The organism is Plantactinospora solaniradicis (genome assembly GCF_042658085.1).
Classification (GTDB): domain Bacteria; phylum Actinomycetota; class Actinomycetes; order Mycobacteriales; family Micromonosporaceae; genus Plantactinospora; species Plantactinospora solaniradicis.
Genome location: NZ_JBHSPR010000085.1, coordinates 75623 through 101483, shown reverse-complemented (window position 1 = coordinate 101483; position 25861 = coordinate 75623). Strand labels below are relative to the sequence as shown.

Below are 25861 nucleotides of genomic sequence, written 5' to 3'. Positions count from 1 at the left end.
CGGGGGCCCTTCCTTACAGCTTGGCGGCGGCTTGGGCGAGGAGTTGGCGCAGGCAGGCGTGGGCCGCGTCGTCCTCGTAGGATTCGTGCCACCACAGTGCCTCGATGATCGGCTCCGGCTCGACCGGGCAGTCCAGCACCCTGAGGGCGAACTGATCGGCGTACTTCGAGGCGACCCGCTCCTGGAGCAGCGCGATCCGGTCCGTACCCACGACGAAGTACGGCACCGCGAGGTAGCTTTCCACGCGTACCGCCACCCGGGGCTGGATGCCGAGGAGGGTGAGCTGCCGCGCGATCGGAGCGGCCGAGGGAAACCCCTGACCCGGATGGTACGGCGCGACCCAGGGCAGCCGGGCGAGATCGTCGAGGGACAGGGTGTCGGTGTCCAGCGCCCGGTTCTCGGCGGAGACCACGCAGACCCAGCGGTCCCGGAAGAGTTCGGCCGAGTGGACGTCCGGGGCCCGGAACCGGCCGATCGGCGGGGCGACGATGCCATCGATGGAACGGATGGTCTCGGCGTAGTCCAGGGCCAGCGCTTCGCGGACCAACCGGACGTGGAGCCCGGCCTGCGGCATCGCCACCCGGACCAGCCGGGAGAGCTGCTCCCCGACGACCGCGATCGTGTAGTCGGCCATCAGCAGGGTGAACTCCCGATCCGAGGTGGCCGCGTCGAAGTGCGTGCTCGTCGCGAACAGGCGCTCCGCCGCGACGCACACCGCCTCGACCTGCTCAGCCAACTGGACGGCGAGCGGAGTGAGCACGTATCCGCTCTTACGACGTACCAGGAGTTCGTCGCCGAAGTGTCGGCGCAGCCGGGACAGGGCGGCGCTGGCCGCCGGCTGGGTGACCCCGAGACGCCTGGCGGCCCGGGTGACGTTGCGTTCACGGGTCAGTTCGCGCAGCGCCACGAGCATGTTCAGGTCGAGATTCGCCAGATGCGAGAGGTGGCCGTCCACCCTCATGATCCAATTCCACGCCCCCTCCCGTGGCAAGGGCCCAGCAGGCCCGAGTCAGTTCGTTAGACTCGGTCGGCGCACGATCGGGGGGAGACTCATGACCATCGAGGCAGAGCCGGGCGACCACGTCGATCCGGGCGGCCACGGCGATCCGGCCGGCACACCGTACGCGCTGCGTCCGATCGGGCGGGTCGAGTCTCCGCTGGTCGACCGGGCCACGGCGCCGAGGCAGGGCGACGAGGGTTCACCCGAGGCGTGGCTGGTGTTCGAGCCGGAGATCCGCGAGGGGCTGCGTGATCTTCAGGTCGGCGTCGACGTTCTCCTGCTGACCTGGTTCGACCGGTCCAGCCGGGACGTACTGGTGGTGCATCCCCGGGGCGACCTTCACCGACCACCGACGGGAGTGTTCAGCACCCGCTCACCGGACCGGCCGAATCCGATCGGGCTGCACCGGGTGTCCATCGTAGAGATCGACGATCTCCGGATCCGGGTACGCGACCTGGAAGCCCTGGACGGAACACCCATCCTCGACGTCAAGCCGGTGCTCGGCCCGGCCACCGAGCGCTAGTCGAGCGTCGGCCCGTCCGTCGGATCGTCGTAGACGATGGTCAGCGTGCTCCGGTACGCCGGCCGCGCGCCCGGGTCCGAGTCCGGGATCCGATCGGGCGGCTCTCCGGGACCGCCCGTCCAGACCTTGACCGCCCGGTACGCGTAGCCGTCCTGATCCGCGTTCTCGGCCCGGAGGTACACCTGCTGACCGGCGGCGAGTGCCCGGAAGCCGGGCGCGGCGATGGCGGAGAAGTGCACCCAGCAGCCGCCCGGGGTCTCCGGGGCGTCGATGACACCCCAGCCTCGATCGGAATCGAATTCCCGGAGCACCCCGACGATCGCCATCAGACCAGCATGGAACAGCGCCCGATCTCGCCCTACCTCGCCTCCCACATCCTCCGGTTCGGCGCCTACGCAACCGACGAACTCCACATCCCGCCGGACGTGTTCGTCCCCGCGCTGGACGAGGTCGACTTGGCGGCGAACAGCCCGCGGCCGCGTAGCAGTCGCAAATGTCCGCGGCCGGGCGCTCGTCCGGGATCGGCGCCGGCTCGATGCTGGCGGCAGCGCGGCCGGACCATCCCGGCGCGCGATGCCGGCGATACTGTGGGCGTGGAGTACGTGTCCAGAGTGCCGCGACCGCCGCTGGACGGGCTGATCGACGACCTCTACTACCTGGGCGGTGCGCCGCCGTACGCCCTGCTGATGCTGCCGCCCGCGCCGTCGGCGTTGCTCATCGTCAACCTCGGGGCGCCGTTCCGCATCCGCGCCGGCACCGACATCGAGACGGCCGAGTACGCCGACGGCTGCGTGGTCACCATGCCCACCCACGCGTGGGAGTTCGGCTACCCACTCCCGACCCGGTCCGTCGGCGTGCATTTCAAGCCGTGGGGGCTGGCGCCGTTCCTGCCGATGCCCGCGGCCGAGCTGTGTGACCGGCCGGTGACGGTAGAGCAGGTTTGGGGCCGGCCCGCCATTGCTGAGCTGCGGGACCGGCTGGCCACGGCGGACGGACCGCACGAGATGCTGACGCTGCTCGAGGAGGAGCTGATGCGACGGCTGTGCGAGACCGCCGGCCTGGGGCTGGTCCGCCACACGAGCAGCGTCATCGCGACGACCAGCGGGGCGGTGGCGATCGGCGACCTGAGCTTGGCAGCCGGTGTCAGCAGCACTCATCTGGCACAGCGGTTCAAGGAGCTCATCGGCGTCACGCCGAAGCGGCTGGCCCGCACCTGGCGCTTCGTCGCCACCGTGTTCGCGATCAACCCCGCCGGACCGATCGACTGGGGCGACCTCGCCGGTGGCGCAGGCTACTTCGACCAGGCCCACTTCGGCCACGAGTTCCGGGCGTTCACCGGGCTCACGCCGACCCGGTACGTCGAAGTCCGGCGGCGGTTCCTGCGCGAACATCCCGGCCACGTGCTGGACGGCTGGCCGCTGCCGGCCGATTGATTTCTTACAAGAGCGACAGCTCACGACACGTTAATTTGGGGGCACCCCAGAGCAGAGGAGAGCCCCGTGGGCAAGGTGGTCATGTACAGCTCGGTGTCGGTAGACGGCTTCATCGCGGACGAGAACGACCAGCCCGGACCGCTGTTCGACTGGTTGACCAGCGGTGACGTGCCGTTGGACGAGAGCGGCTACGTGAAGGTGTCGCAGACGTCCTACGACTACACCCGGCCGTACTGGGACCAGATCGGGGCGACAATCGCCGGCCGCCACGTCTTCGACATGACGGACGGCTGGGACGGGAAGCCTCCGAGCGGGGTCGACCACGTGGTCGTCGTGACGCACCGGCCGAAGCCCGAGGGCTGGGACCCCGAGGCGCCGTTCCACTTCGTCGACGGCGTCGAGGCAGCCGTGGCCAAGGCGCAGGAGCTTGCGGGTGACCGCATGGTCGAGGTCGCCGCTGGCGACGTCGGTGGCCAGGTGCTTGCCGCGGGCCTGGTCGACGAGGTGCGCATGGACGTCGTACCCGTCGTGTTCGGGTCCGGCAAGCGCTACTTCGGGTCGGTCGACGCGCAGCACCTGTTGGAGGATCCTGACGTGGTGATTCAGGGCAACCGGGTGCTTCACCTGCGCTATCGGGTGCGCCGTTGACCGATCTGAGCGGGTACGCGCTGAACGCGGCGGCGGCAGTCGTTGAGGGCGTCGCCGGCAAGGCGCACCACCGTGGAAGGGGTCCATCACCGCGACCGCGGCGGGGATCTCCTCAGCGGCGGCGGTCTTGAAGCCGGTGAACCCGTCCATCGCGGCGGCGAGTGGATCATGCATGAAACGTCACCCGGGACCCCGGCGGTATCGGTGCTCGGCGTGACGGGGTTCCCGTTCGGGCTGGCGGCGCGGGTCCTGGACGGTGAACCGTACAAGAGCCTGGCCTCGTTCGTGCACGTCCTGCCGGCCATTGCCGAGCGCGCGAAACGCGACTGACCGCGCGCAGGGCTGGATGAGCGGAGCCGGCCGGAGATTCACCCGCGTACGGATACCGCGCCGTCGAGCCGAGCCGAGCCGAAGCAACGATCGGCTCGACGGCGCCAGGGCCTCAGCCGACCGCCGCCATGACCTCGTCGGAGACGTCGAAGTTGCCAAAGACGTTCTGCACGTCGTCGGAGTCCTCGAGGGCGTCGATCAGCTTGAACACCTTGCGGGCGCCCTCGGCGTCCAGCGGCACGGTCATGCTCGGGACCAACGACGACTCGGCCGACTCGTAGTCGATGCCGGCGTCCTGGAGGGCGGTCCGGACCGCGATCAGGTCACCCGGCTCGGAGATCACCTCGAACGCCTCACCGAGGTCGTTGACCTCCTCGGCACCGGCGTCGAGCACGGCGAGCAGCACGTCGTCCTCGGACAGGCCCGCCTTCGGCACGATCACGACACCCTTGCGAGAGAACATGTACGACACCGAGCCCGCGTCCGCCAGCGAACCACCGTTGCGGGTCAGCGCGGTCCGGACCTCGGTCGCGGCGCGGTTGCGGTTGTCGGTCAGGCACTCGATCAACAGCGCGACGCCGCCGGGGGCGTACCCCTCGTACATCACCGTCTGCCAGTCGGCACCGCCGGCTTCCAACCCGGAGCCGCGCTTCACCGCCCGGTCGATGTTGTCGTTGGGTACCGAGTTCTTCTTCGCCTTCTGAATGGCGTCGAAAAGCGTCGGATTACCGGCCGGGTCACCACCGCCGGTACGGGCGGCGACCTCGACGTTCTTGATGAGCTTCGCGAACATCTTGCCGCGCTTGGCGTCGATGACCGCCTTCTTGTGCTTCGTCGTCGCCCACTTTGAGTGGCCGGACATAAGCTAACCTCCGTTGCTACCCGCCGTCTGCGTCGACTGCACCGCGCGCCATCTCCACGAAGAACCGCCGAACCCGCGACAATCCTACCGACGCCCTTCCGGCCTATTCACGCCCGGCACGGGGTCGGATCGGACGGTTCGCACATCGCAGTCCGGATCGGCCCCGCTCGGTGGCGCCTCCCCGCCCGGTTCAGGCCCCGGATCGGTCCTCGGAACGGTCCTCGGAACGCCGGACGAGATCCACGAACCAGCGGTGCAGGCGCCGGTCCCCGGTCAACTCCGGATGGAACGATGTCGCGACGGCGTTCCCCTGCCGGACCGCGACGATCCGGCCGGCGGCTGGCCCCCCGGTCACCCGCCCCAGCACCTCGACCCCGTCGCCGACCCGCTCGACCCAGGGCGCCCGGATGAAGACGGCCGAGAAACTCGGCCCCGGTACGCCGGCGATCTCGACCGGCGCCTCGAAGGAGTCGACCTGCCGCCCGAACGCGTTGCGCCGTACGGTCATCTCGATGCCGCCGAAGCTCTGCTGGTCGGGACGTCCGTCCAGCACCTCGGTCGCAAGCATGATCATCCCGGCGCAGGAGCCGTACACCGGCATGCCGGCGCCGATCCGCTTGCGCAGCGGGTCGAGCAGCCCGAACTCGTCGGCCAGCTTGCTGATGGTGGTCGACTCGCCGCCGGGGATGACGAGGCCGTCGACCTGCTCAAGCTCCTCCGCCCGGCGGACCCGGCGGGCGGTCGCGCCCGCCGAGGTCAGCGCCAGCAGATGCTCGCGGACGTCACCCTGGAGCGCGAGGACCCCGACGGTCACCTCACTTCCCGCGCTCACCAACCCGCCATCCGTTCGCGACTGCGGGGCTCGCAAACCCGGCTCACTCCTCGCGCTCACCAACCCGCCATCCGTTCGCGACTGCGGGGCTCGCAAGCCCGGCTCACTCCTCGCGCTCACCAACCCGCCATCCGTTCGCGACTGCGGGGCTCGCAAACCCGGCTCACTCCTCGCGCTCACCAACCCCGCTCCGCGAGGCGGTGCGGCACCGGGATGTCGTCCACATTGATCCCGACCATCGCCTCGCCGAGCCCGCGCGACACCTTGGCCAGCACGTCCGGGTCGTCGTAGAACGTGGTCGCCTTGACGATCGCGGCGGCCCGCTGCGCCGGGTTACCGGACTTGAAGATCCCGGAGCCGACGAAGACGCCCTCCGCGCCGAGCTGCATCATCATCGCCGCGTCGGCCGGGGTGGCGATGCCACCGGCGGTGAACAGCACGACCGGCAGCTTCCCGGTCTCCGCCACCTCCCGGACCAGCTCGTACGGGGCCTGCAACTCCTTGGCGGCGACGTACAGTTCGTCGGTCGGCAGCGAGCCGAGGCGACGGATCTCGCCACGGATCTTGCGCATGTGCGTGGTCGCGTTGGAGACGTCACCGGTGCCCGCCTCGCCCTTGGAGCGGATCATCGCCGCTCCCTCGGTGAGCCGGCGCAGCGCCTCGCCGAGGTTGGTGGCTCCACAGACGAAGGGCACCGTGAACTGCCACTTGTCGATGTGGTTCGCGTAGTCCGCCGGGGTCAGCACCTCGGACTCGTCCACGTAGTCCACGCCGAGGGCCTGGAGCACCTGGGCCTCCACGAAGTGGCCGATCCGGGCCTTCGCCATCACCGGAATGGAAACCGCGTTGATGATGCCGTCGATCATGTCGGGATCGCTCATCCGGGACACCCCGCCCTGGGCGCGGATGTCGGCGGGTACCCGCTCCAGCGCCATCACCGCGACCGCGCCGGCGTCCTCTGCGATCTTGGCCTGCTCGGCGGTGACCACATCCATGATCACGCCACCCTTGAGCATTTCGGCCATGCCCCGCTTGACCCGTGCGGTGCCGACCACAGGGGTGGCACTTCCGGTCTGCTCCGGGGCCGTCGAATGGTCGGAACCGGACTTGGCGGTGGAATCGGACACGGCGTTCTCGCTCCTCGACAGTGGTTTGGCGGATGAAATCCGCCCCCGATGTTACGCGGAGTACAACGCGCGACCGACAGCCAATCAGCCCCCGGGTGGACTGCCCTGTGTCCCGGCTCACGGTCACCGGAGGCTCCCCAGCCCGGTCACCGGAGCTTGTTCAGCCCGGTTTCAGCTGACGGAGAGTCCGGTCCGGGTGTCCAGCGTCGGGTCGTCGATGTCGAAGTAGCGGGGCCGCTCGTGCTTCCGCGACATCCGCATCAGCCGGACCAGGGGACGCCGCCGTGCGGACAGCGCGTCACGGACCAGATCGGTATGGACCTGGCGGGCCAGTCCGAGGCGACGGCTGGCCCCGATCACCGCCCCGGCGGCCTGGTCGTCCGGGTCGAGCGGGGTGATCCGCAGTTGCCGGGTCAGGTCGTTCTCGGCGGCCTCCCGCTCGTCGCCCTCGGCATCGAGCGCGATCCGGGACGCGGCGTACAGCTCCACCGCGTACCGCTCCTCGGCCAGCACCGCGGCGGCGGCCGCCCGGCGGAGCAGATGCGCGTCAAGTGCCCGGGCCGCCGACTCCACCCGGGAGTGCAGGCGGTCGACCCGGGCCGCCGTCCAGGTCAGGTACGTCGTTACCAGGACGACCGCCACGACGACGCCCACCACCCACCACATGCCCGGCATCGTAGTGCGGCCTCATTCCCGTTTCCCTGGCACGTCACCCGGGCCGGCTCGGTCCGGCCGGCCCGGATCGCCTGATCATCCCATCGCGGTCGATCCCGCTCAGGTCGGCCCGATGGGCGAATTCCGGCCCAGCAGGCTCAGATCGGGCCGATCCACTCCTCGTCCAGCACGCGACCGTCGGTGGCCTCGATCGCTGTTGCGTATACCTCGAGAACCCGGCGGGCAACCGTCGGCCAGTCGAAGGCCGCGACCACCTCCTTGGCACAGGCGGAGAGTTCCGCCCGGCGCACCGGATCGTCGAGCAGCCTCGCAAGGGTGCCGCGCAACGCCTGGGCGTCCCCGGTGGGAAAGATTTCCCCGGCCCGGCCACCGTCCAGCACCCGCCGGAACGCGTCCAGGTCGCTGGCCACCACCGTCGCGCCCGCGGCCATCGCCTCGGTGAGGATCATCCCGAACGACTCGCCGCCGATGTTCGGCGCGACGTAGAGGTCGACGCTGCGCAGCATCCGCGCCTTGTCCTCCTCGGACACCCGGCCGAGGAAGGTGATCCGGTCTCGCAGCCCCGGCGGTACGCCCTCGTACAGGTCGGCCAGATCCCCCGGGCCGGCGACCAGCAGCCGCAGCCCCGGGCGCTCGGGGGCGAGCGCCACGAACGCGTCCCGCAACACCCCGAACCCCTTCCGAGGCTCGGTGAACCGGCCGAGAAAGCCCAGCGTGCCGCCCTGACCCGGGCCGCTGGGGCCGGGCCAGCCCGGCAACGGCTCGGCATTGGCGAACTTCGCCACCGCCACCCCGTTGGGGATCTCCACCGCGCCGCCGTCGAGGTGCTCCACCTGGAGCCTGCGGGCCAGCGCGCTCACCGCGATCCGAGCGGTGATCCGCTCCAGCACGAGTTGCAGCATGCCCTGGGCGACGGCCAATGCCCGGGACCGGGTCATCGCGGTGTGGAAGGTCGCCACCACCGGGCCCCGGGCCGAGAGCACCGCGAGCAGCGAGAGGCTGAGCACGAACGGCTCGTGGACGTGCAGCACGTCGAACTGTCCCCGGGACAGCCACCGCCGGACCCGGGCGGTGGAAACCGGCCCGAAGGTGATCCGGGCCACCGAACCGTTGTACGGGAACGGCACCGAGCGACCGGCCGGGACGACGTACGACGGCAGGGGCGAGTCGTCGTCCGCCGGCGCGAGGACGCTCACCTCGTGTCCGAGACCGATCAGCGCCTCCGCCAGGTCGACGATGTGGTTCTGCACCCCACCCGGCACGTCGAAGGAGTACGGACACACGATGCCGATCCGCACTGGGTCCCCTCCCCCTCTAGGCCGGCCCGGGCATCGGGGACGGGTTGGCCACTCCTGGCTCCGCGCCGTCACGCCCCGCGCCGTCACGCCCCGCGCCGTCACGCCCCGCGTCGGACCGGCCCTTCGACGCTCCCGTCGACCCGGTCGAGCCGGCGGTCGTCCCCTCGTCGATCCACACCCGCTGCAGCATGTGCCAGTCTTCCGGATGCCCGGCGATGCCCGCCGCCAGGTGGTCGGCGATCTGCTGGGTCAGGGCCCGGACCCGCTCGTCGAGTGGCCCGCTGTCCGGTTCCGGCACCTCCAGCGGACCCACCAGCCGGCCACGCGGCCCGGCCGGGTCGTACCACAGCGCCGCCACGTACAGGGGTGCGCCGGTGCGGATGGCGAGCAGGGCCGGTCCGGCCGGCATCCGGGCCCGTCCGCCGAAGAACCGCACCTCGATCCCGCGCGCCGACAGGTCACGGTCGGCGAGCAGCGGCACCAGGTATCCGGCGCCGAGCCGGTCGGCAAGCACCTCGAAGGGTGCCCGTTCGCCGCCGTGAGTCGGCAGGATCTCCATCCCGAGTTCGCGCCGGAAGGCGAGGAAGCGCTCGTACACCCCCTCCGGCTTGAGCCGCTCCATGACGGTGGCGATCGGCCAGCCCATCGCGGCCACCCAGGCACCGGCGGCGTCCCAGTTCCCGGAGTGCGGCAACGCCACCACCGCGCCCCGGGCGGCCGCCATGTCGGCGGCGAGCATGTCGGCGCCGTCGAGCTGGAACCAGTTCCGGATCTGGTCGCGGCGCAGTGACGGCAGCCGGAAGGCGTCCAGCCAGTACCGGGCGTAGGAGCGCATGCCACGGCGTACCAGTTGGTCGAACTCGGCCTCGGGCAGTTCCGGGCCGACCACCCGGCGCAGGTTGGCGGCGAGTCGGGTCGTACCCCGGCCACGCTTGCCGTGGGCGTAGTCGGCGGCGGCCCGGAACATCGCCGCGGCGACCGGCTGCGGCAGGGTCCGCACGATCCGCCAGCCCGCCAGGTAGGCGAACTCGACCGGGGTCACCGGCCTGCCCGCCGCCCGGTCACGCGTCCACCCGCCCGCTCGGCACGCCCGTTCGGCCGGCCTGTGCGTCCATCCGCCCGCTCGACGCGCCCGCTCGCCCGGTCACGCGTCGACGCCCAGCTCGGCGCGTTGGGCCTGCCGGTAGACGTGCGTCATCCGCTGCCCCACGGTGAACACGGAGACGGCGGCGAGCAGCCAGAGTGCGGTGGTCAACGCCCAGTCGAGCCCGAGGCCGGTGAGCAGCCCGCCGACCCCGACGATCAACAGCCGTTCGGTCCGCTCGGCGATGCCGACGTTGCAGGTCATGCCGAGCCCCTCGGCCCGGGCCTTCACGTAGGAGACCAGCCCGCCGGAGACCAGGCAGATCAGCGCGGCGGCCACCCCGACGTGGTCGTTCTGGGTGGCCAGCCAGTACGCGACGGCACCGAAGACGGCGCCGTCGGAGACCCGGTCCATGCTCGAATCGAGGAAGGCGCCGAACCGGCTGGACCCGCCACGCATCCGAGCCATGGTGCCGTCGAGCAGGTCGGTGAGCGCGAAAAAGGTCACGACCAGCGCACCGGCCACCAGGTAACCCCGGGCACCGAGCGCGATCGAGCCGACCAGCACCCCCAGGGTGCCGGTCACGGTGACGGCGTTGGGCGTCACTCCGACCCGTAGCAGGGTCCGGGCAATCGGTTCGACAACGCGGGTCATGCCCGCACGGGCCGACACTTGGAAGATCTTCGCCATGGCCGTCCCACCATAACGGGCGCGCAACCGGGCCGGTACGTCCGGTGGCGGCTAGTTCGCGCTGCGGGCTTGTGTCACGTCTTGTACGGGTGTGAGATCGGAGCAGGGGACGTGACTTCGCTCACCTTGCCACCCGGCACGTCCCCCGGGCACGGCAGGCCACCCGAGGATATCGCCGCGGAGTCGCCAGGGCAGCTCCCCCGTCGCGCGCGGCGGTCGCCACCAACCACCGGCTTAGGGAGGTGCGCCCGATGGCGCAGAAGAGTTCGGAGAAAGGAGTCACCGGCCCGGCGCCGGTGGTGGATGAACCCGGCAGGGTTCGCAACGTGGTGCTCGTCGGCCACTCCGGCGCGGGCAAGACGACGCTGGTCGACGCGCTTCTGGCGGCGAGCGGCACGATCTCGCGGCCCGGTGCGGTGGTCGATGGCACCACGGTCTGTGACCACGACCCGGCCGCGGTCCGGCAGCAGCGGTCGATCGCCCTGGCCTGCGCGCCGCTGACGCACCAGGGCGTCAAGGTGAACCTGCTGGACACCCCCGGCTACGCCGACTTCGTCGGTGAACTCCGGGCGGGGCTGCGGGCGGCGGACGCTGCGCTGTTCGTGGTCTCGGCGGTGGACGGGATGGACGGCGCCACCGCCGCGCTGTGGCAGGAGTGCGCCGCGGTCGGCATGCCCCGGGCCGTCGCGGTCACCCGGCTGGACCACCAGCGGGCCGACCTCGACGAGACCGTGGCGCTGTGCCAGCGGGTCTTCGGCGACAACGTCCTTCCGCTGTACCTGCCGATGCTGGACGACGACGGGGTCGACGTGGTCGGACTGATGGGTCTGATCACCCGGCGGATCTTCGACTACTCCGACGGCCTGCCCGCCACCGTCCGCGACCCCGATCCCGAGCACCTGCCGGCGATCGGCGACGCCCGGAACGAGCTGATCGAGGGCATCATCGCGGAGAGCGAGGACGAGACCCTGCTGGACCGCTATCTCGGCGGGGAGGAGATCGAGGTCGAGGTCCTGATCGACGACCTGGAGACGGCCGTCGCCCGTGGACACTTCTATCCCGTCGTACCGGTCTGCGCCGAGACCGGACTGGGCATCGACGCGCTGCTGGAGCTGCTGACCTCGGCGTTCCCGACCCCGCTGGAGCATGACCTGCCCACCGTCACCGGGGTCGACGGCACCCCGCAGCCACCACTGGCCTGCGACCCCGACGGCCCGCTGGTCGCCGAGGTCGTGAAGACCACCATCGACCGGCACGTCGGGCGGGTGTCCCTGGTCCGGGTCTTCTCCGGCACGTTGCGACCCGACCAGGTCGTACACGTCTCCGGACACGGCATGGCCGAACGCGGCCACCCGGACCACGACGCAGACGAGCGGATCGCGCACGTCTACGCCCCGCTCGGCGCCGCGCTGCGCGAGGTGCCGCACTGCGTCGCCGGAGACATCTGCGCGATCACCAAGTCGGGTACGGCCGAGACCGGCGACACCATCTCGGCCAAGGAGCATCCGCTGCTGATCGCCCCGTGGGAGATGCCCGAGCCGCTGCTGCCGGTGGCCATCGTCGCCAAGAGCCGGGCCGACGAGGACGCGCTGGCCAAGAACCTGTCCCGGCTGGTCGCCGGTGACCCGACGATGCGGCTGGAACGTAACCCGGAGACCCACCAGCTCGTGCTGTGGTGCATGGGAGAGGCACACGCCGAGGTGGTGCTGGAGCGGCTCCGGGGCGGCGGCGTGGACCTGGAGACCGAACCGGTACGGGTGGCGTTGCGGGAGACCTTCGCGGTCGCGTCGAAGGGCCACGGCCGGCACGTGAAGCAGTCCGGCGGGCACGGCCAGTACGCGGTCTGCGACATCGAGGTGGAGCCCCTGCCCCGCAGTGGCGGGTTCGAGTTCGCCGACCGGGTGGTCGGCGGCGCGGTGCCGCACAACTACATCCCCTCGGTCGAGAAGGGCGTACGCAGCCAGATGGACCGGGGCATCGTCGCCGGCTATCCGGTGGTCGACGTGAAGGTGACCCTGGTCGACGGCAAGGCGCACAGTGTCGACTCCTCCGACGCCGCCTTCCAGACCGCCGGTTCGCTCGCCCTGCGGGACGCGGCCGAGAAGGGCCAGGTCACCCTGCTGGAGCCGGTCGACGAGGTGGTGGTCCGGGTGCCGGACACCTCCGTCGGCGCGGTGATGAGCGACATGTCCGGACGGCGTGGCAAGGTGCTCGGGACCGAGCCGGACCCGGCGGGTACGGAACACACCCTGGTCCGGGCGGAGGTGCCGGCCACCGAACTGGTCCGGTACGCCGTCGAACTCCGCTCGATGACGTCCGGCGGGGGCACGTTCCGGCGAGCCTTCGCCCGCTACGAGCCGATGCCCGCCCACCTGGCCGAGCAGTTCCGCAAGGAGCACAGCAACAGCCGCTGAGCGGCGCGGGCGTGCAGGGGTGTTAATAAGGGCCCCTTCTTATGCAGAAAGCGATAAGAAGGGGCCCTTCCTTACAGTTTGGCGAGAAGGCGGTCGACCTCGGCGAGTTGGTCGGCCGGGAGGGGGCCGTGGGCCAGCGCGCCGACGTTCTCCTCGACCTGGGCGACGGTACGGAATCCGGGGATCGGGAGGGTCTTGGCGCTGCGGGCCCAGAGCCAGCCGAGCGCGCCCTGGGCGAGGGTACGACCGTCTGCCGTCAGCGCCTCGCGGACGGCGGCGACCTGGGCGAGGAACTCCGGGGCGGGTCGGCCGTCCCGGAACCAGTCCAGCCACATCGGGGCGATTCCGCGTACGTCGTCGGCGGCCAGCGTGGACGACTCGGTGAACTTGCCGGACAGCAGGCCCATGGCCAGCGGTCCCCGGTTGACGCTGGCGAGGTCGTACCGCTCGCAGACCGCCAGCACGTCCGGTGAGTCCTGGAGCACCGAGAACGAGTGCTGGATGGCGGTGCAGTGCGTACCGGAGGTGGCCCACGCCTGCGCCCGGTCCGGGAAGTCGGTGCTCCAGCCGTACGACCGGATGCTGCCGTCGGCCACCAACTCCTCCAGCGTGCCGAGCAGTTCCGCCGCCTGGTCGATGGCGAGGTCGCCGAGGTGCAGTTGGTACAGGTCGATCCGGTCCGTGTCCAGCCGGCGCATCGACGCCGCCACCGCCCGACGCAGGTACTCCGGCGACGGGTCCGGACCGGTCGCCTGCCGCCTGGCCTCGTCATACGTGTATCCCCACTTGGTCGCGATCACGACCTCGTCGCGGTGCCCCGCGAGAGCGCGGGCGAGGATCCGCTCGCTGTGCCCGGTGCCGTAGACGTCGGCGGTGTCGAAGAGGGTAACCCCGAGTTCCAGGCCGCGCCGGACCGCGCGGATCGACTCGTCGTCGTCCACCTGCCCCCAGCCCAACGGCTGGTCACCCTCGTGCCAGACGCCTCCGATGGCCCAGCAGCCGAGACCGAGTGCGCTCACCTCGATGCCGCTGCGACCCAACATCCGTGTATTCGCATTCATGTCCGTAAGCGTGTCATATCCGGCCGGTACATCGACGGATCCAACTGCTCGGGAACCGTCCGGTCGCTGGCCGGTCCGGTGGCCTCGCCCGGCAACTCGGTGGACTCCACCAGGGACGGACGACGATGATCAGTTGATGCGCATCGGAGTGGACATCGGCGGGGTCATCATCCAACAGGTGGATCGGTTGTATCCGATCGAGACGACCGCTCAGGGTACGGAGCGGGCCGACGAGGCCGACCAGGACACCTCGCTGCTCGAGGACTTCCGGCGTACGCCACCGATGCCGGGGGTGTTCGACGCGCTGGCCACCGTGGTCTCGGAGGTGTTCGGCGAGCACGTCCACCTGGTGTCGAAGTGCGGTGAGCGGGTCGAGCAACGCAGCCGGCTGTGGTTGGCGCACCACGACTTCTACCGCCGTACCGGCATCGCGGCCGACAACGTGCACTTCTGCCGTACCCGCGAGGCGAAGGCGCCGATCGCCGCCGCGTTGGGGCTCACGCACTTCGTCGACGACCGGTTGGAGGTTCTCTCCTATCTGGACACCGTGCCGAACCGGTTCCTGTTCCGGCCGAGGGAGCACGAGGTACGCAGCCACCGGCGACACCTGGCGTCGGTGCACCGGGTCGAGTCCTGGCCCGAACTGGTCACCCTGATCGGCGAGCGGACCTCCGCCACCGGCTGAGCGGCCCACCGCCGCCGGCCGAGCGGACCTCCGCCGCCGGCTGAGCGTTCCACCGGCGTCGACGTCGGGAAGACGACGACGGCTGCGTTCGGACGCATGCTGCGTTCGGACGCATGTTCGAATATCCTGGTGGCGGGTATCCGACCGGCGAGGAGGTCGGGCGAATGTCACCGTTGCTGCGCGCCGCCCTGGAGTACGCCGCCGCCGGCGTACCCGTACTGCCGCTGCACACCCCGGTCGGGGCCGGGTGCAGTTGCGGCGGAATCGACTGCGACCGACCCGGCAAGCATCCCCGCTGGCACCGCAGCCTGATCCGGCACGGACTGCACGACGCCAGCACCCGGCCGGAGCTGATCCGGCGGTGGTGGACCCGCTGGCCGGAGGCGAACGTCGCGGCCCGGACCGGCGTCTGCTTCGACGTCTGCGACATCGACGTCCCCGCCGGGGTGTCCGCACTGCGTGAACTCGTGTCCGACCACACGATCTCCGGCCCGGTCGTCCGGACCGGCTCCGGCGGCTGGCACATCTACCTGCGACCGACGGGCGCGGGTAACCGGACGGCGCTGCTGCCCGGCGTGGACTGGCGCGGTGTCGACGGGTACGTCGTCGCGCCACCGTCCCGGCACGCCAGCGGGCGACACTACCGCTGGGTCCGCCCACCGGACGTCCCACTCGGCGACTGCCCGGCGGAGCTGGCCGCCCTGCTCTTCCCGCCCGCCCCGGCCGGCGACCGTCCGGGCAGCCGGTCCCCGGGCGGCAACCGTCCGGGTATCAGCGCCCCGGGCGGCGACGGCAGCGGCGAGCGGGTACGCCATCCTGAGCGCTACGCCAGTGCCGCCCTGGCCGCCGAGGCCAGCACGGTCGCCAGCGCGGTCACCGGCACCCGCAACACCACGCTCTACCTGGCCGCGTACCACCTCGGGCAGCTCGCCGCCGTCCATCTGCTCGACGACCACGACATCACGGTGGTGCTCGGTGACGCGGCGCGGCAGGCGGGGCTCGGTCGGCAGGAGATCTCCCGGACGATCCGCTCCGGACTCCGTACCGGCCACCGCCGGCCCCGGCCCGGCCTCGCCGCGTAGCGGAGCCGCGCCGTACCGTATCGGGTTCTGATATCCGCAGGTCAGCCCGGGAAGCAACGCCGCGTGGCGCGGGCCGGGGTCAGGCCGGTACGGGCCAGGCCTGGGCGAGCAGCGCACGGGTGTCGGCCAACAGTTGCGGCAGCACCTTGGTCCGGCCGATCACCGGCATGAAGTTGGCGTCCCCGCCCCACCTCGGCACGACGTGCTGGTGCAGGTGGGCCGCGATGCCGGCGCCGGCCACCCCGCCCTGGTTCATGCCGATGTTGAAGCCGTGCGCGTTGCTGACCTGCCGGACCACCCGCATCGCGGTCTGGGTGCAGTCGGCCAGTTCCGCCGTCTCCTCGGTGTCCAGTTCGGTGTAGTCGGCCAGGTGCCGGTACGGGCAGACCAGCAGATGTCCGGGGTTGTACGGGTAGAGGTTGAGCACCACGAAGACCCGGTCCCCCCGGTGCACCACCAGGTTCTCCTCGCCCTCGCGTTCCGGGGCGAGGCAGAACGGGCAGCCGGACGGCTTCTCGTGCCCGTCGGCCGGCCGGTCCGGTCCGGAGATGTAGGTGAGCCGATGTGGTGTCCAGAGCCGATCCAGCCCGTCGGGCATACCGGGTTCCGCGTGGGGCGCCGCGCCTGTCACGCCGATGATCCTACGACCAGCGCATCGGGTCCCAGCCATCCGGACCGGTCAGGTAGGCCCGGGGGGTCAGCGCCGCGGCCTGGGCGGTGGACAACTGCGGCCGGTCGGGGCCGACGGCAGCCCCGGGACCTCGGTTGGCGTACTCGGCGTAGCGGGCGTCCCGCCATGACCAGGTGCCGAAGTCGGTCCACGGTGCCGGGTTGAGGTGCGGCCCGAGCCAGCTGTCCCGGATCACGGTCTGGGCGATGGCGTTCGGGTCGTTGCTCGGATGCCAGGGCCGGCCCAGGTACACCGTCCCCGGTGCGACCGGTCCGGTCAGCCTGCTGCGGACGAAGAGGAAGCCGTACGGGTTGCCGACGTCGGTGCTCGCCGCGGTGACGTACCCGTTGTTGGTGGTGGAGCCGCGGTCGAGCGACCGGACCTCGCAGCGGTCGAAGACGGCGCTGCCCCGGCCGAAGATGAAGTCGACGTCGCCGGAGATGTGGCAGTTCCGGAAGTATGCCCGGCTGACCGTCGCCACGTCGGGGCTGTTCACGTAGAGGGTGTCCTGGTTGCCGAGGAACGGGACGTTGTCGAAGACCAGCCGGTCGGCGCGGGTGAGCACGGCGACCGCCTGCCGGTTGGTGATCTCCGGGTGGGCGGCCTCGTCGAAGGAGTTGGCGAAGGTGAGGTTCCGGGCGGTGAAGTCGGCGCCGGAGATGGTCACCGAGGCGCTGCCCGAGGTGCCCCAGGTGCCGCCGTCGGGGCGCGGCGTGCCGTTGGCCCGGTCGTCGGTGATCACCACCCGGGCCGGGTCGGCGCACAGGCCCCGGAAGACGATGTGCGGCTTGTCCGCCGGCACGATCACCTGGCCCGGATAGACCCCGGGCCGGATGCTGATGGTGAAGGTCGACGGGTTGCCGGACGGTACGGCGTCCACCGCCGCCTGGATGCCACCGACGTCGCCGGTGCCGTCGGCAGCCACGGTGAGGCCCCGGCGGTGTCGGGCTCCGGCCGGGCCGCCGGCAGCGCCCCCACCGCCGCGATCGCCGATGCCGCACCGGTGGCGAGAATCGTCCTGCGTCGCATGCCGCCGCCAATCCGGGAGCCGGTGCGGAAAGGGCTTTCCCGCATACCCGGCCCGAGGCTATGCCGACACAGCGACTCCCGGTCAATGCCCCGGACGGGCCGACGGTCTCCCGGCCCACCCCGACCTGAACGCCTACTCCGGCACCTACTCCGATGCTTACTCCGACACCGCCTCGGGCGCAGGCTCCGCGCTCGGGCCGGAGTTGGTACGCGACCGGACCACCTCGACCACGTGCGCCACCGCCTCCACCAGCGGTACGCCGTTGCGCTGCGAACCGTCCCGGTAACGGAAGGAGATCGCCTCCGCCTCCACGTCCGCGTCCCCGGCAATCGCCATGAACGGGATCTTCTGCTGCTGGGCGGTCCGGATCTTCTTCTGCATCCGGTCGTCGGAGGTGTCCACCTCGGCCCGGATCCCCTCGGCACGCAGCGCCGCCACGAACCGGTCGAGATGGGTGGCGTGCTCGTCCCGGATCGGGATGCCGACCACCTGCACCGGGGCCAGCCAGGCAGGGAAGGCACCGGCGTAGTGCTCGGTCAGCACGCCGAAGAACCGCTCGATGGAACCGAACAGCGCCCGGTGGATCATCACCGGCCGCTGCCGGGTGCCGTCGGACGCCTGGTACTCCAGCCCGAACCGCTCCGGCTGGTTGAAGTCGACCTGGATGGTGGACATCTGCCAGCTCCGGCCGATCGCGTCCTTGACCTGGACCGAGATCTTCGGCCCGTAGAAGGCCGCGCCGCCCGGGTCCGGCACCAGGTCCAGCCCCGACGCCTCGGCGGCGACCCGGAGCGCGTCGGTGGCCTCCTGCCACTCCGCGTCGGAACCGATGAACTTCGGCGAGTCGTCCCGGGTCGACAACTCCAGGTAGAAGTTGTCCAGGCCGTAGTCCCGGAGCAGGTCCAGCACGAAGGTCAGCAGCGTGGTGAGTTCCCCGGGCATCTGCTCCCGGCTGCAGTAGATGTGCGAGTCGTCCTGGGTCAGCCCGCGTACCCGGGTCAGGCCGTGCACCACGCCGGACTTCTCGTACCGGTAGACGGTGCCGAACTCGAAGAGCCGCAGCGGCAGCTCCCGGTAGGAACGCCCGCGCGCCCGGAAGATCAGGTTGTGCATCGGGCAGTTCATCGCCTTGAGGTAGTAGTCCGCGCCCTCCAGCTTCATCGGCGGGAACATCGTCTCGGCGTAGTACGGCAGGTGGCCGGAGGTCTCGAAGAGCTGGCCCTTGGTGATGTGCGGGGAGTTGACGAACTGGTAGCCCGCCGCCTCGTGCCGGCGCCGGGAGTAGTCCTCCATCTCCCGACGGATGATCCCGCCCTTCGGATGGAAGACCGCCAGGCCCGAGCCGATCTCGTCGGGGAAGCTGAACAGGTCGAGGTCCGCGCCGAGCTTGCGGTGGTCGCGCCGGGCGGCCTCCTCCAGCAACTTCAGGTACGCCTTGAGCGCGTCCCGGGTCGGCCACGCGGTGCCGTACACCCGTTGCAGTTGCGGGTTGCGCTCGTTGCCGCGCCAGTACGCGGCGGCCGAACGCATCAGCTTGAACGCGCCGATCAGCCGGGTGCTGGGCAGGTGCGGGCCCCGGCACAGGTCCGACCAGCAGACCTTGCCCGAGTCGGCGTCCAGGTTGTCGTAGATGGTGAGATCACCCGCGCCGACCTCCATCACCTCACCGGCGTCGAACCCCGCGCCGCCGCCGTCGGTGCCGGCCCCTTTGACGTCGACCAGTTCCAGCTTGTACGGCTCGTCGGCCAGCTCGACCCGGGCCGCCTCCAGGCTGTCGAAGCGCCGCCGCCGGAACCGCTGCCCGGACTTGATGATCTCCTGCATCCGCTTCTCGAGCTTGGCGAGATCGTCGGGCTGGAACGGGCGGTCGACGTCGAAGTCGTAGTAGAAGCCGTTGTCGATCGGCGGGCCGATCCCGAGCTTGGCCTCGGGGAAGGTGTCCTGGACCGCCTGGGCCAGCACGTGCGCGGTCGAGTGCCGCAGCACGTTCAGCCCGTCCGGCGAGTCGAGCCGGACCGGCTCGACCGGGGTGTCCGCCTCGGGCGTCCAGTCCAGGTCGCGCAGCCGGCCGTCCGGGTCGCGGACCACCACGATCGCCCCCGGACCGGCGCCGGGCAGACCCGCCGCGGCCACCGCCTCGGCCGCCGTCGTCCCGGCCGCGACGACGACGGGGTCGGCCACGACAGGGGTACGGGCTTCGGACACGGGTGGCTCCTTTGATCTAGGACGAAACGGACTGCGCCGAGAGGTTCGACTCTGGAGATGCTATCGGTCCTGGCTTTTCCACCTGCCGGCGCCGCTACCTCGGCGTTAGATTGACGCCGTGACACCCATGGACGCCGTGAGCGCACTACAGCGCAGATACGAGACCTTCTTCGCCACCGAGCCGGCGGTGCCGTTCGCGGTGGCTCCGGCCGGCGGGCCGGCGCAGATCCTCGGCAGCGGAGAACCGCTGTTCACCATCATCATCAAGGACGAGCGCGGCGCCAAGGCGCTCGCCGCACTGGACCAGTTCGCCGTCGCCGTCGCGTACCTCCAGGGCTCGCTGGACGTCGACGGCGACCTCGCCGCCGCGCTGCGGATGCGGTCGTTCTTTCCGGACCGACATCCCATCGCCTGGCTCGGCCGGTTCGTCCCCGCGCTGCTGCGCGGCGGACGGAAGGAGGACGACCGCCGCGCCATCTCGCACCACTACGACGAGGACTCGGACTTCTTCCTGACCTTCCTGGACCAGCGGCACCGGTGCTACACCGAGGGCGTCTTCGTCTCGGACACCGAGCCGCTCGAGGACGCGATGACCCGGAAGATGGACCTCGCGCTGGACGCCATCGGGGTGCAGCCCGGCGACCACGTACTGGAGGTCGGCGGCGGCTGGGGCGCCTTCTCCGAGCACGCCGCCCGCAAGGGCATCAAGGTCACCACCACCACGCTGTCGGTGGAGTCGGAGCGCTTCCTCACCGAACTGTTCGACCGCGAGCGGCTGCCGGTGCGGGTGGTCCGGGAACACATCTTCGGCTACTCCCCCGGTGAGCGCTTCGACGCGATCGTCAACATGGGGGTCACCGAACACCTGCCCGACTACCGCACCACGCTGCGCAAGTACGCCGAACTGCTCCGCCCCGGCGGCCGGGTCTACCTGGACGCGCTGGCGATGCGCCGCAAGCACCTCGTCTCCACCTTCATGAAGCGGTACGTCTACCCCGGCGGCTCGGCGCCGCTGCTGCTGCACCAGTACCTGCGGCACGTGGCCCACTCCCCGTTCGAGCTGCTCAGCCTGGCGGACGACCGGCACAACTACTACCTGACCTGCCGGGAGTGGGCCCGCCGGCTGGACAACGCCCGGGACGAGATAGAGCAGCGCTGGGGTGCGCCGCTCTACCGCCGCTTCCGACTCTTCCTCTGGGGCTCCGCCGCCGGCTTCGACACCGGCCTAGTCCAGGCGTACCGCTGGGTCCTGCAACTGCCCGCCCGGTAAGGAAGGGCCCCTTCCTATCGTTTTCTGCATAAGAAGGGCCCCCTCCTAACACCCTCAGCGGAGGGCGTTATCTGATCGTTAGGGTGTGTCGGGAGGCGGCTGGGAGCGCTCCCGAATAGGGTCGACGGGAGCCGACACTAACGATGGTCATCGATCTTTGCCGTGGCCGTATGCCGGGGAGCGGCGCCGGGCGTACGGGACGCGCCGCCGAGAGGACCTCCCGTGCGTACCCCACCCTCCTCCGCCGCCCTGCCCCGCGTCCTGCTGTTCGTCGCCCTGCTGGCCCTGCTCGGGATCGGCGTACCGGCCCCGCAGCCGGCCGGTGCCGCCGCGCTGCCGTACCAGGATCCGGCCCTGCCGGTGGCCACCCGGGTCGACGACCTGCTGGCCCGGATGAGCCTGGACGAGAAGATCGGCCAGATGACCCAGGCCGAGCGGGCCTCGGTCACCCCGGCCGACATCACGAACTTCCGGCTCGGCTCGGTGCTCTCCGGCGGCGGCTCGGCGCCGACCCCGAACAACGCCACGAGCTGGGCCGACATGTACGACCGGTTCCAGAACGCGGCCCTCGGCACCCCGCTGGGAATTCCAATGATCTACGGCTCGGACGCGGTGCACGGGCACAACAACGTCGTCGGCGCGACGATCTTCCCGCACAACATCGGACTCGGCGCGACCCGCAACCCGGAACTGGTCCGGCAGATCGGCCGGGCGACCGCCGAGGAGGTCACCGGCACCGGCGTGGACTGGACGTTCGCGCCGTGCCTGTGCGTCGTCAGCAACGACCGGTGGGGCCGCAGCTACGAGTCCTTCGGTGAGCAGCCGGCGTTGGTCGGCTCGATGACCAGCGTCATCGACGGGCTACAGGGCGCCTCGCTGGACGCCAGCGGCTCGATCCTGGCCACCGCCAAGCACTACCTCGGCGACGGCGGCACCACCGGCGGCACCGACCAGGGAAACACGCAGCTCTCCGAGGCCGAACTGCGGAACATCCACCTGCCGCCGTTCGCCGAGGCCGTACGCCGGAACGTCGGCTCCGTGATGATCTCCTACAGCAGCTGGAACGGGCAGAAACTGCACGGCCACTCGTACCTGATCAACGACGTCCTCAAGGGCGAACTCGGGTTCACCGGGTTCGTGGTCTCGGACTGGAACGGCATCGACCAGCTCGACGGCGCGACCGGGTTCACCGCGGCCGAGGTCAGCCAGGCGGTGAACGCGGGCATCGACATGGTGATGGTGCCGACCGGCTGGCGGCAGTTCATCGGCTTCCTCCGCGCCGAGGCGCAGGCCGGGCGGGTCAGCCAGGCCCGGATCGACGACGCGAACCGGCGGATCCTGACCAAGAAGTTCGAGCTGGGCGTCTTCGAGCGGCCGCTGACCGACCGCTCGTACACCGCCACCGTCGGCAGTGCGGCGCACCGGGCGCTCGCCCGGCAGGCGGTGGCCCAGTCGCAGGTGCTGCTGAAGAACGACGGCAACGTCCTGCCGCTGGCCGCCGCGAACAACCGGATCTTCGTGGCCGGCAAGAGCGCCGACAACATCGGGTACGCCAGCGGCGGCTGGACCATCTCCTGGCAGGGCGGCAGCGGGGCGATCACCGCCGGCACCTCGATCCTGGCGGGCATCCGGAACGCGGTCGCACCGTCCAGCACGGTCACCTACCACGCCGCCGGAACCGGCATCGACAGCTCGTACCAAGCGGCCATCGCGGTGGTCGGCGAGACGCCGTACGCCGAGGGTCGGGGCGACCGGCCCGGTGCGATGGGACTGGACGCCACCGACCTCGCCACCCTGAACACTCTGCGCGCGTCCGGGGTACCGGTGATCGTGGTGCTGGTCTCCGGCCGACCGCTGGACATCTCGGCGCAGTTGCCCAACTGGAACGCCCTGCTCGCCGCCTGGCTGCCCGGCACCGAGGGGGGCGGCGTGGCGGACGTGCTGTTCGGCACCCACCAGCCCGGCGGCAAACTGCCGGTGAGCTGGATGAGCAGCGCCGGCCAGCAGCCGATCAACGACGGAGACGGCAAGACGCCACTCTTCCCGTACGGCTTCGGGCTGGGCTACTCCGGCGGGCCGCCGGCCGACACCACCGCCCCGACGGTGCCGGGTACGCCCACCGCCGCCGGCACCACCGCCACCGGCACCACGCTGAACTGGGCGGCGTCCAGCGACGACGTCGGGGTCACCGGTTACCGGGTGTACCGCACGACGGGCGGCACACAGACGCTGCTCGGCACCGTCGCCGGGACCTCGTACCAGGTGACCGGCCTGACGGCGGCGACCGCGTACCAGTTCCAGGTGGTCGCGGTCGATGCCGCCGGCAACGCTTCGGCGCCGTCGGCGACGGTGGGCGTGACCACGACGGGTGATTCCGGCGGCTCGGCCTGCCAGGTCGTGTACGCGGTCAACGAGTGGGGCGGCGGCTTCACCGGGGACGTGACGATCCGGAACACCGGGTCGACCGCGCTGACCGGCTGGACGCTCGCCTTCACGTTCCCGTCGACCGGGCAGCGGGTGGTGCAGGGCTGGTCGGCGCGGTGGACCCAGACCGGCACCGCCGTCACGGCGAGCAACGAGACCTGGAACGCCAGCCTGGCCGCCGGAGCCTCGGTCGGGATCGGGTTCAACGGCAGCCACGGCGGCAGCAATCCCCGGCCGACCGGCTTCACGCTGAACGGCCAGCCCTGCGGCGCCGGCTGACCCGGCCAGCCCGCTACGAAAGGGGCCGATTCCCCCATACTGGACGCCGATTTCTCCGACTTGCCACGGGCAGTACGGTCATCAGGTGGCCACGGTGCTTTTGGTCGAAGACGACCATGTCGTACGCGGCGCGATGCTGCGCTCACTGGCCGACCGCGGGCACGCGGTGCACGCGGTCGGCACGGCTCTCGATGCCCTCCGCCGGGTTGCCGCGGAAACACCGGACCTGGTCGTCCTCGATCTCGGGTTACCCGATCTGGACGGCGCCGACGCGCTCCGGATGCTGCGCGGCATCACCGACGTACCGATCATCATCGCCACCGCCCGGGACGACGAGCAGGCGATCGTCCGGCTGCTCCGCGCGGGTGCCGACGACTACATGGTCAAGCCCTTCACCGGCGCCCACCTGGACGCCCGGATCACCACCGTGCTGCGTCGGGTCGGCCGGGCGAGCCGTACCGTCGAGCCGGCCGTACACTCCGTCGGCGGGCTGCGGATCGACGTCGGCGAACGGAGCGCACTCCTGGACGGGGTGCCACTGGCACTGACCCGCAAGGAGTTCGACCTGCTGGCCTATCTCGCGGCCCGGCCGGGCCGGGTAGTGTCCCGCCGGGAACTCTTGGAGGAGGTATGGCGGCAGCCATCGGTCGGCGAGGACCAGACCATCGACGTACATCTGTATTGGCTCCGCCGCAAAATGGGCGAGTCCGCGGCGAAGCCCCGCTACCTGCGCACCGTGCGGGGGGTCGGGTTCCGGTTGGTGGTACCGGACTGAGGTTGGCCCTGGCCTACCTCGGGGCCGGCATGACCACCATCGTCGCGCTGGCCTTCCTGATCCCGCTCGGTACGGCGCTCGACCGGGACGTCCGGGAGGACGCCCTCGCCGACGCGGCCCGACGCAGCGCCATGATCACCGGCGCGTTGGCGGTCAGTTCCGATCCGGCGGTGGTCCGACGGGTCATCGAGGCGGGCAGCGGCAACTCGACCGACCCGCCGGTCGTGCACGGACTGTCCACCGGCGGTTCGCCCCGGGCCGATTCGCAGGACGTCGACCGGGCGATCCGGGACGGCGCACCGGTCGTCGCCGACGTACCCGGCGGAGTGGTCCGGCTGGAACCGGTACCGGTCGCCGGCCGCGTCCTCGTGGTCGAGGTCTTCGTCGCCGAGGCCGCGCTGAACGCCGGCACCGGAGGCACCTGGCTGATGCTGATCCTGGTCGCGATCGGGCTGGTGGTGGCGTCGGTGATCGTGGTGGACCGGCTCGCCGCCCGGGCGGTCTCGTCCGCGCGCGGGTTGGTCGACGCGGCCCTCGCGGTCGGCGACGGAAACCTGGAGCTGCGGATCCAGCCGAGCGGGCCACGCGAACTGGCCGAAGCCGGGTACGCCTTCAACCGGATGGCGGACCGGCTGGTCACGTCCCGCACCGACGAACGGGAACTCGTCGCCGACCTGTCGCATCGGCTGCGGACCCCGCTGACCGTGCTGCGGCTGGACGCCGACGCCCTGGACTCCGACGACACCAGCGTCGGATCGTTCAGCGCCGCCGAACTCGACCGGCGCCGGACGATCCGACGGATCCGGCAGGCGATCGTGACGCTGGAAGGCGAGATCGACGTACTGATCAACACGACCCGCAAGACGGTCTCCGCAGAGGCCCTGCCGGGCAGCTGTGACGTCAGCGAGGTGGTCCGGGACCGGATGGTGTTCTGGGCGGCGCTGGCGGGCGACCAGAACCGCTCGCACCGGGTCACCGGCGCGCAGCTGCGGATCCCGGTACCGGTGCCCCGCGCCGAACTGGCCGCGGCGCTGGACGCGGTGCTGGGCAACGTGTTCCGGTACACCCCGCAGGGCACCGCCTTCGAGGTCGCGGTCTCCCGCCGGGACGGGTACATCGCGGTCCGGGTCGACGACGCGGGTCCCGGCATCGCCGACCCGGACCGGGCGCTGCGGCGGGGAGCCAGCGACCGCGGCTCCACCGGCCTGGGCCTGGACATCGCCCGTCGGGTGGCGCAGCAGGCCAACGGGTCGGTCAGCATCGACCGGGCCCGGCTCGGCGGCGCCAGCGTGGTGATGCTGCTGGCCGACCCGGACGCGGCGCCACGGCAGGTCAGCCGATTCGGGCTGGTCGGCCGGCTGGCCCGGGAGAAGGAGTCCGCCACCCGCCGCCGCTGGGGCCGTCAGCGCGAGACCGACGAGTGACCGCCGGGCCGCCCGGTGAACGCGCTTTCCTCACCGGGCG

Annotated in this window: 23 protein-coding genes and 2 pseudogenes; 11 read left to right on the top strand and 14 right to left on the bottom strand. The window is 71.1% G+C overall.

All coding sequences use genetic code 11. The features are described 5' to 3' along the window. Nucleotides 1–13: 13 nt before the first annotated feature. Entirely contained in the window at nt 14–961 is a 948-nt protein-coding gene (locus ACFP2T_RS44265; protein WP_377433160.1) for a LysR family transcriptional regulator, read from the bottom strand. Nucleotides 962–1052: 91 nt separating this feature from the next. Here ACFP2T_RS44265 and tsaA point away from each other — a divergent pair, with 91 nt between their 5' ends. Further along, nucleotides 1053–1523: a tRNA (N6-threonylcarbamoyladenosine(37)-N6)-methyltransferase TrmO gene (gene tsaA, locus ACFP2T_RS44260; RefSeq protein WP_377433158.1), complete on the top strand. Its 471-nt coding sequence runs from the start codon at nt 1053–1055 to the stop codon at nt 1521–1523. Here the strand turns inward: tsaA and ACFP2T_RS44255 are convergent. Next, nucleotides 1520–1849 (bottom strand): cold-shock protein, encoded by a 330-nt coding sequence (locus ACFP2T_RS44255; protein ID WP_377433156.1) that lies wholly within the window; start codon nt 1847–1849, stop codon nt 1520–1522. The genes tsaA and ACFP2T_RS44255 overlap by 4 nt on opposite strands. 9 nt (nt 1850–1858) lie before the next feature. Here ACFP2T_RS44255 and ACFP2T_RS44250 point away from each other — a divergent pair, with 9 nt between their 5' ends. Continuing rightward, nucleotides 1859–2956, top strand: a complete 1098-nt coding sequence (locus tag ACFP2T_RS44250) for a helix-turn-helix domain-containing protein (protein ID WP_377433155.1) — start codon at nt 1859–1861, stop codon at nt 2954–2956. 66 nt (nt 2957–3022) lie between these two features. Continuing rightward, nucleotides 3023–3604 carry a dihydrofolate reductase family protein gene (locus ACFP2T_RS44245; RefSeq protein WP_377433154.1) on the top strand — a complete coding sequence of 194 codons (582 nt, stop codon included), beginning with the start codon at nt 3023–3025 and terminating at the stop codon, nt 3602–3604. A 17-nt stretch (nt 3605–3621) separates the two neighbouring features. On the opposite strand, the pseudogene ACFP2T_RS44240 reads toward ACFP2T_RS44245, so the two are convergent. Beyond that, nucleotides 3622–3757, bottom strand: a pseudogene (locus tag ACFP2T_RS44240) (transposase); the annotation flags it as partial. A gap of 15 nt (nt 3758–3772) precedes the next feature. Here ACFP2T_RS44240 and ACFP2T_RS44235 point away from each other — a divergent pair. Further along, nucleotides 3773–3934: a hypothetical protein gene (locus ACFP2T_RS44235; protein ID WP_377433152.1), complete on the top strand. Its 162-nt coding sequence runs from the start codon at nt 3773–3775 to the stop codon at nt 3932–3934. A gap of 112 nt (nt 3935–4046) precedes the next feature. Here ACFP2T_RS44235 and ACFP2T_RS44230 read toward each other — a convergent pair whose 3' ends face one another. The 7 genes and pseudogenes from ACFP2T_RS44230 to pgsA all read right to left on the bottom strand — a co-directional run bounded on the left by ACFP2T_RS44230 (nt 4047) and on the right by pgsA (nt 10502). Then, on the bottom strand, nt 4047–4796 hold the full coding sequence (locus ACFP2T_RS44230; protein WP_192768442.1) for a YebC/PmpR family DNA-binding transcriptional regulator: 750 nt from the start codon (nt 4794–4796) through the stop codon (nt 4047–4049). Between the two features lie 190 nt (nt 4797–4986). Then, nucleotides 4987–5628, bottom strand: a complete 642-nt coding sequence (gene pdxT / locus ACFP2T_RS44225; RefSeq protein ID WP_377433150.1) for a pyridoxal 5'-phosphate synthase glutaminase subunit PdxT — start codon at nt 5626–5628, stop codon at nt 4987–4989. Nucleotides 5629–5804: 176 nt separating this feature from the next. Then, nucleotides 5805–6683: a pyridoxal 5'-phosphate synthase lyase subunit PdxS gene (gene pdxS / locus ACFP2T_RS44220; RefSeq protein WP_377433541.1), complete on the bottom strand. Its 879-nt coding sequence runs from the start codon at nt 6681–6683 to the stop codon at nt 5805–5807. A 243-nt stretch (nt 6684–6926) separates the two neighbouring features. Beyond that, the gene (locus ACFP2T_RS44215) at nt 6927–7430 is read right to left on the bottom strand and encodes a hypothetical protein (protein WP_377433148.1); all 504 of its coding nucleotides are present in this window, start codon (nt 7428–7430) and stop codon (nt 6927–6929) included. A gap of 137 nt (nt 7431–7567) precedes the next feature. Further along, nucleotides 7568–8728, bottom strand: coding sequence for a glycosyltransferase family 4 protein (locus ACFP2T_RS44210; protein ID WP_377433147.1), 1161 nt, complete (start codon nt 8726–8728; stop codon nt 7568–7570). Between the two features lie 115 nt (nt 8729–8843). Continuing rightward, nucleotides 8844–9770, bottom strand: a pseudogene (locus ACFP2T_RS44205) (phosphatidylinositol mannoside acyltransferase); the annotation flags it as partial. 102 nt (nt 9771–9872) lie between these two features. Beyond that, the gene (gene pgsA / locus ACFP2T_RS44200) at nt 9873–10502 is read right to left on the bottom strand and encodes a phosphatidylinositol phosphate synthase (RefSeq protein WP_377433145.1); all 630 of its coding nucleotides are present in this window, start codon (nt 10500–10502) and stop codon (nt 9873–9875) included. Nucleotides 10503–10753: 251 nt separating this feature from the next. Here pgsA and ACFP2T_RS44195 point away from each other — a divergent pair, with 251 nt between their 5' ends. Then, a complete protein-coding gene (locus ACFP2T_RS44195) occupies nt 10754–12916 on the top strand; it encodes an elongation factor G-like protein EF-G2 (protein WP_377433143.1) in 2163 nt (720 codons plus the stop codon). A 71-nt stretch (nt 12917–12987) separates the two neighbouring features. Here ACFP2T_RS44195 and ACFP2T_RS44190 read toward each other — a convergent pair whose 3' ends face one another. Further along, nucleotides 12988–13977 (bottom strand): aldo/keto reductase, encoded by a 990-nt coding sequence (locus ACFP2T_RS44190; RefSeq protein WP_377433142.1) that lies wholly within the window; start codon nt 13975–13977, stop codon nt 12988–12990. A 136-nt stretch (nt 13978–14113) separates the two neighbouring features. Between ACFP2T_RS44190 and ACFP2T_RS44185 the strand changes: the two genes are divergently transcribed. After that, nucleotides 14114–14662, top strand: a complete 549-nt coding sequence (locus ACFP2T_RS44185) for a hypothetical protein (protein WP_377433141.1) — start codon at nt 14114–14116, stop codon at nt 14660–14662. A gap of 164 nt (nt 14663–14826) precedes the next feature. After that, a complete protein-coding gene (locus tag ACFP2T_RS44180) occupies nt 14827–15744 on the top strand; it encodes a bifunctional DNA primase/polymerase (protein ID WP_377433140.1) in 918 nt (305 codons plus the stop codon). A 79-nt stretch (nt 15745–15823) separates the two neighbouring features. Here the strand turns inward: ACFP2T_RS44180 and ACFP2T_RS44175 are convergent, their stop codons facing one another. From ACFP2T_RS44175 to thrS, 3 genes are all read right to left on the bottom strand, one after another. After that, the gene (locus tag ACFP2T_RS44175; RefSeq protein WP_377433538.1) at nt 15824–16342 is read right to left on the bottom strand and encodes an HIT family protein; all 519 of its coding nucleotides are present in this window, start codon (nt 16340–16342) and stop codon (nt 15824–15826) included. Between the two features lie 43 nt (nt 16343–16385). Continuing rightward, nucleotides 16386–17339, bottom strand: a complete 954-nt coding sequence (locus ACFP2T_RS44170) for a pectinesterase family protein (RefSeq protein WP_377433138.1) — start codon at nt 17337–17339, stop codon at nt 16386–16388. A gap of 261 nt (nt 17340–17600) precedes the next feature. Continuing rightward, on the bottom strand, nt 17601–19649 hold the full coding sequence (thrS, locus tag ACFP2T_RS44165) for a threonine--tRNA ligase (RefSeq protein ID WP_377433136.1): 2049 nt from the start codon (nt 19647–19649) through the stop codon (nt 17601–17603). A 127-nt stretch (nt 19650–19776) separates the two neighbouring features. On the opposite strand from thrS, the gene ACFP2T_RS44160 reads away from it, so the two are divergent. The 4 genes from ACFP2T_RS44160 to ACFP2T_RS44145 all read left to right on the top strand — a co-directional run bounded on the left by ACFP2T_RS44160 (nt 19777) and on the right by ACFP2T_RS44145 (nt 25821). Next, nucleotides 19777–20919, top strand: a complete 1143-nt coding sequence (locus tag ACFP2T_RS44160) for a class I SAM-dependent methyltransferase (RefSeq protein WP_377433535.1) — start codon at nt 19777–19779, stop codon at nt 20917–20919. 222 nt (nt 20920–21141) lie between these two features. Then, nucleotides 21142–23622 (top strand): glycoside hydrolase family 3 N-terminal domain-containing protein, encoded by a 2481-nt coding sequence (locus tag ACFP2T_RS44155; protein WP_377433134.1) that lies wholly within the window; start codon nt 21142–21144, stop codon nt 23620–23622. Nucleotides 23623–23707: 85 nt separating this feature from the next. Continuing rightward, nucleotides 23708–24397 carry a response regulator transcription factor gene (locus ACFP2T_RS44150; protein WP_107262887.1) on the top strand — a complete coding sequence of 230 codons (690 nt, stop codon included), beginning with the start codon at nt 23708–23710 and terminating at the stop codon, nt 24395–24397. Between the two features lie 29 nt (nt 24398–24426). After that, complete coding sequence (locus ACFP2T_RS44145; protein ID WP_377433132.1) at nt 24427–25821, top strand: HAMP domain-containing sensor histidine kinase; 1395 nt, start codon at nt 24427–24429, stop codon at nt 25819–25821. Nucleotides 25822–25861: the final 40 nt, after the last annotated feature.

Bases quoted from the DNA above. Each gene is read 5' to 3' on its own strand.
- ACFP2T_RS44265 (WP_377433160.1), bottom strand. From the start codon at position 961: ATGAGGGTGGACGGCCACCTCTCGCATCTGGCGAATCTCGACCTGAAC.
- tsaA (WP_377433158.1), top strand. From the start codon at position 1,053: ATGACCATCGAGGCAGAGCCGGGCGACCACGTCGATCCGGGCGGCCAC.
- ACFP2T_RS44255 (WP_377433156.1), bottom strand. From the start codon at position 1,849: ATGGCGATCGTCGGGGTGCTCCGGGAATTCGATTCCGATCGAGGCTGG.
- ACFP2T_RS44250 (WP_377433155.1), top strand. From the start codon at position 1,859: ATGGAACAGCGCCCGATCTCGCCCTACCTCGCCTCCCACATCCTCCGG.
- ACFP2T_RS44235 (WP_377433152.1), top strand. From the start codon at position 3,773: ATGCATGAAACGTCACCCGGGACCCCGGCGGTATCGGTGCTCGGCGTG.
- ACFP2T_RS44230 (WP_192768442.1), bottom strand. From the start codon at position 4,796: ATGTCCGGCCACTCAAAGTGGGCGACGACGAAGCACAAGAAGGCGGTC.
- ACFP2T_RS44215 (WP_377433148.1), bottom strand. From the start codon at position 7,430: ATGCCGGGCATGTGGTGGGTGGTGGGCGTCGTCGTGGCGGTCGTCCTG.
- pgsA (WP_377433145.1), bottom strand. From the start codon at position 10,502: ATGGCGAAGATCTTCCAAGTGTCGGCCCGTGCGGGCATGACCCGCGTT.
- ACFP2T_RS44195 (WP_377433143.1), top strand. From the start codon at position 10,754: ATGGCGCAGAAGAGTTCGGAGAAAGGAGTCACCGGCCCGGCGCCGGTG.
- ACFP2T_RS44190 (WP_377433142.1), bottom strand. From the start codon at position 13,977: ATGAATGCGAATACACGGATGTTGGGTCGCAGCGGCATCGAGGTGAGC.
- ACFP2T_RS44185 (WP_377433141.1), top strand. From the start codon at position 14,114: ATGCGCATCGGAGTGGACATCGGCGGGGTCATCATCCAACAGGTGGAT.
- ACFP2T_RS44180 (WP_377433140.1), top strand. From the start codon at position 14,827: ATGTCACCGTTGCTGCGCGCCGCCCTGGAGTACGCCGCCGCCGGCGTA.
- ACFP2T_RS44175 (WP_377433538.1), bottom strand. From the start codon at position 16,342: ATGCCCGACGGGCTGGATCGGCTCTGGACACCACATCGGCTCACCTAC.
- ACFP2T_RS44160 (WP_377433535.1), top strand. From the start codon at position 19,777: ATGGACGCCGTGAGCGCACTACAGCGCAGATACGAGACCTTCTTCGCC.
- ACFP2T_RS44145 (WP_377433132.1), top strand. From the start codon at position 24,427: ATGACCACCATCGTCGCGCTGGCCTTCCTGATCCCGCTCGGTACGGCG.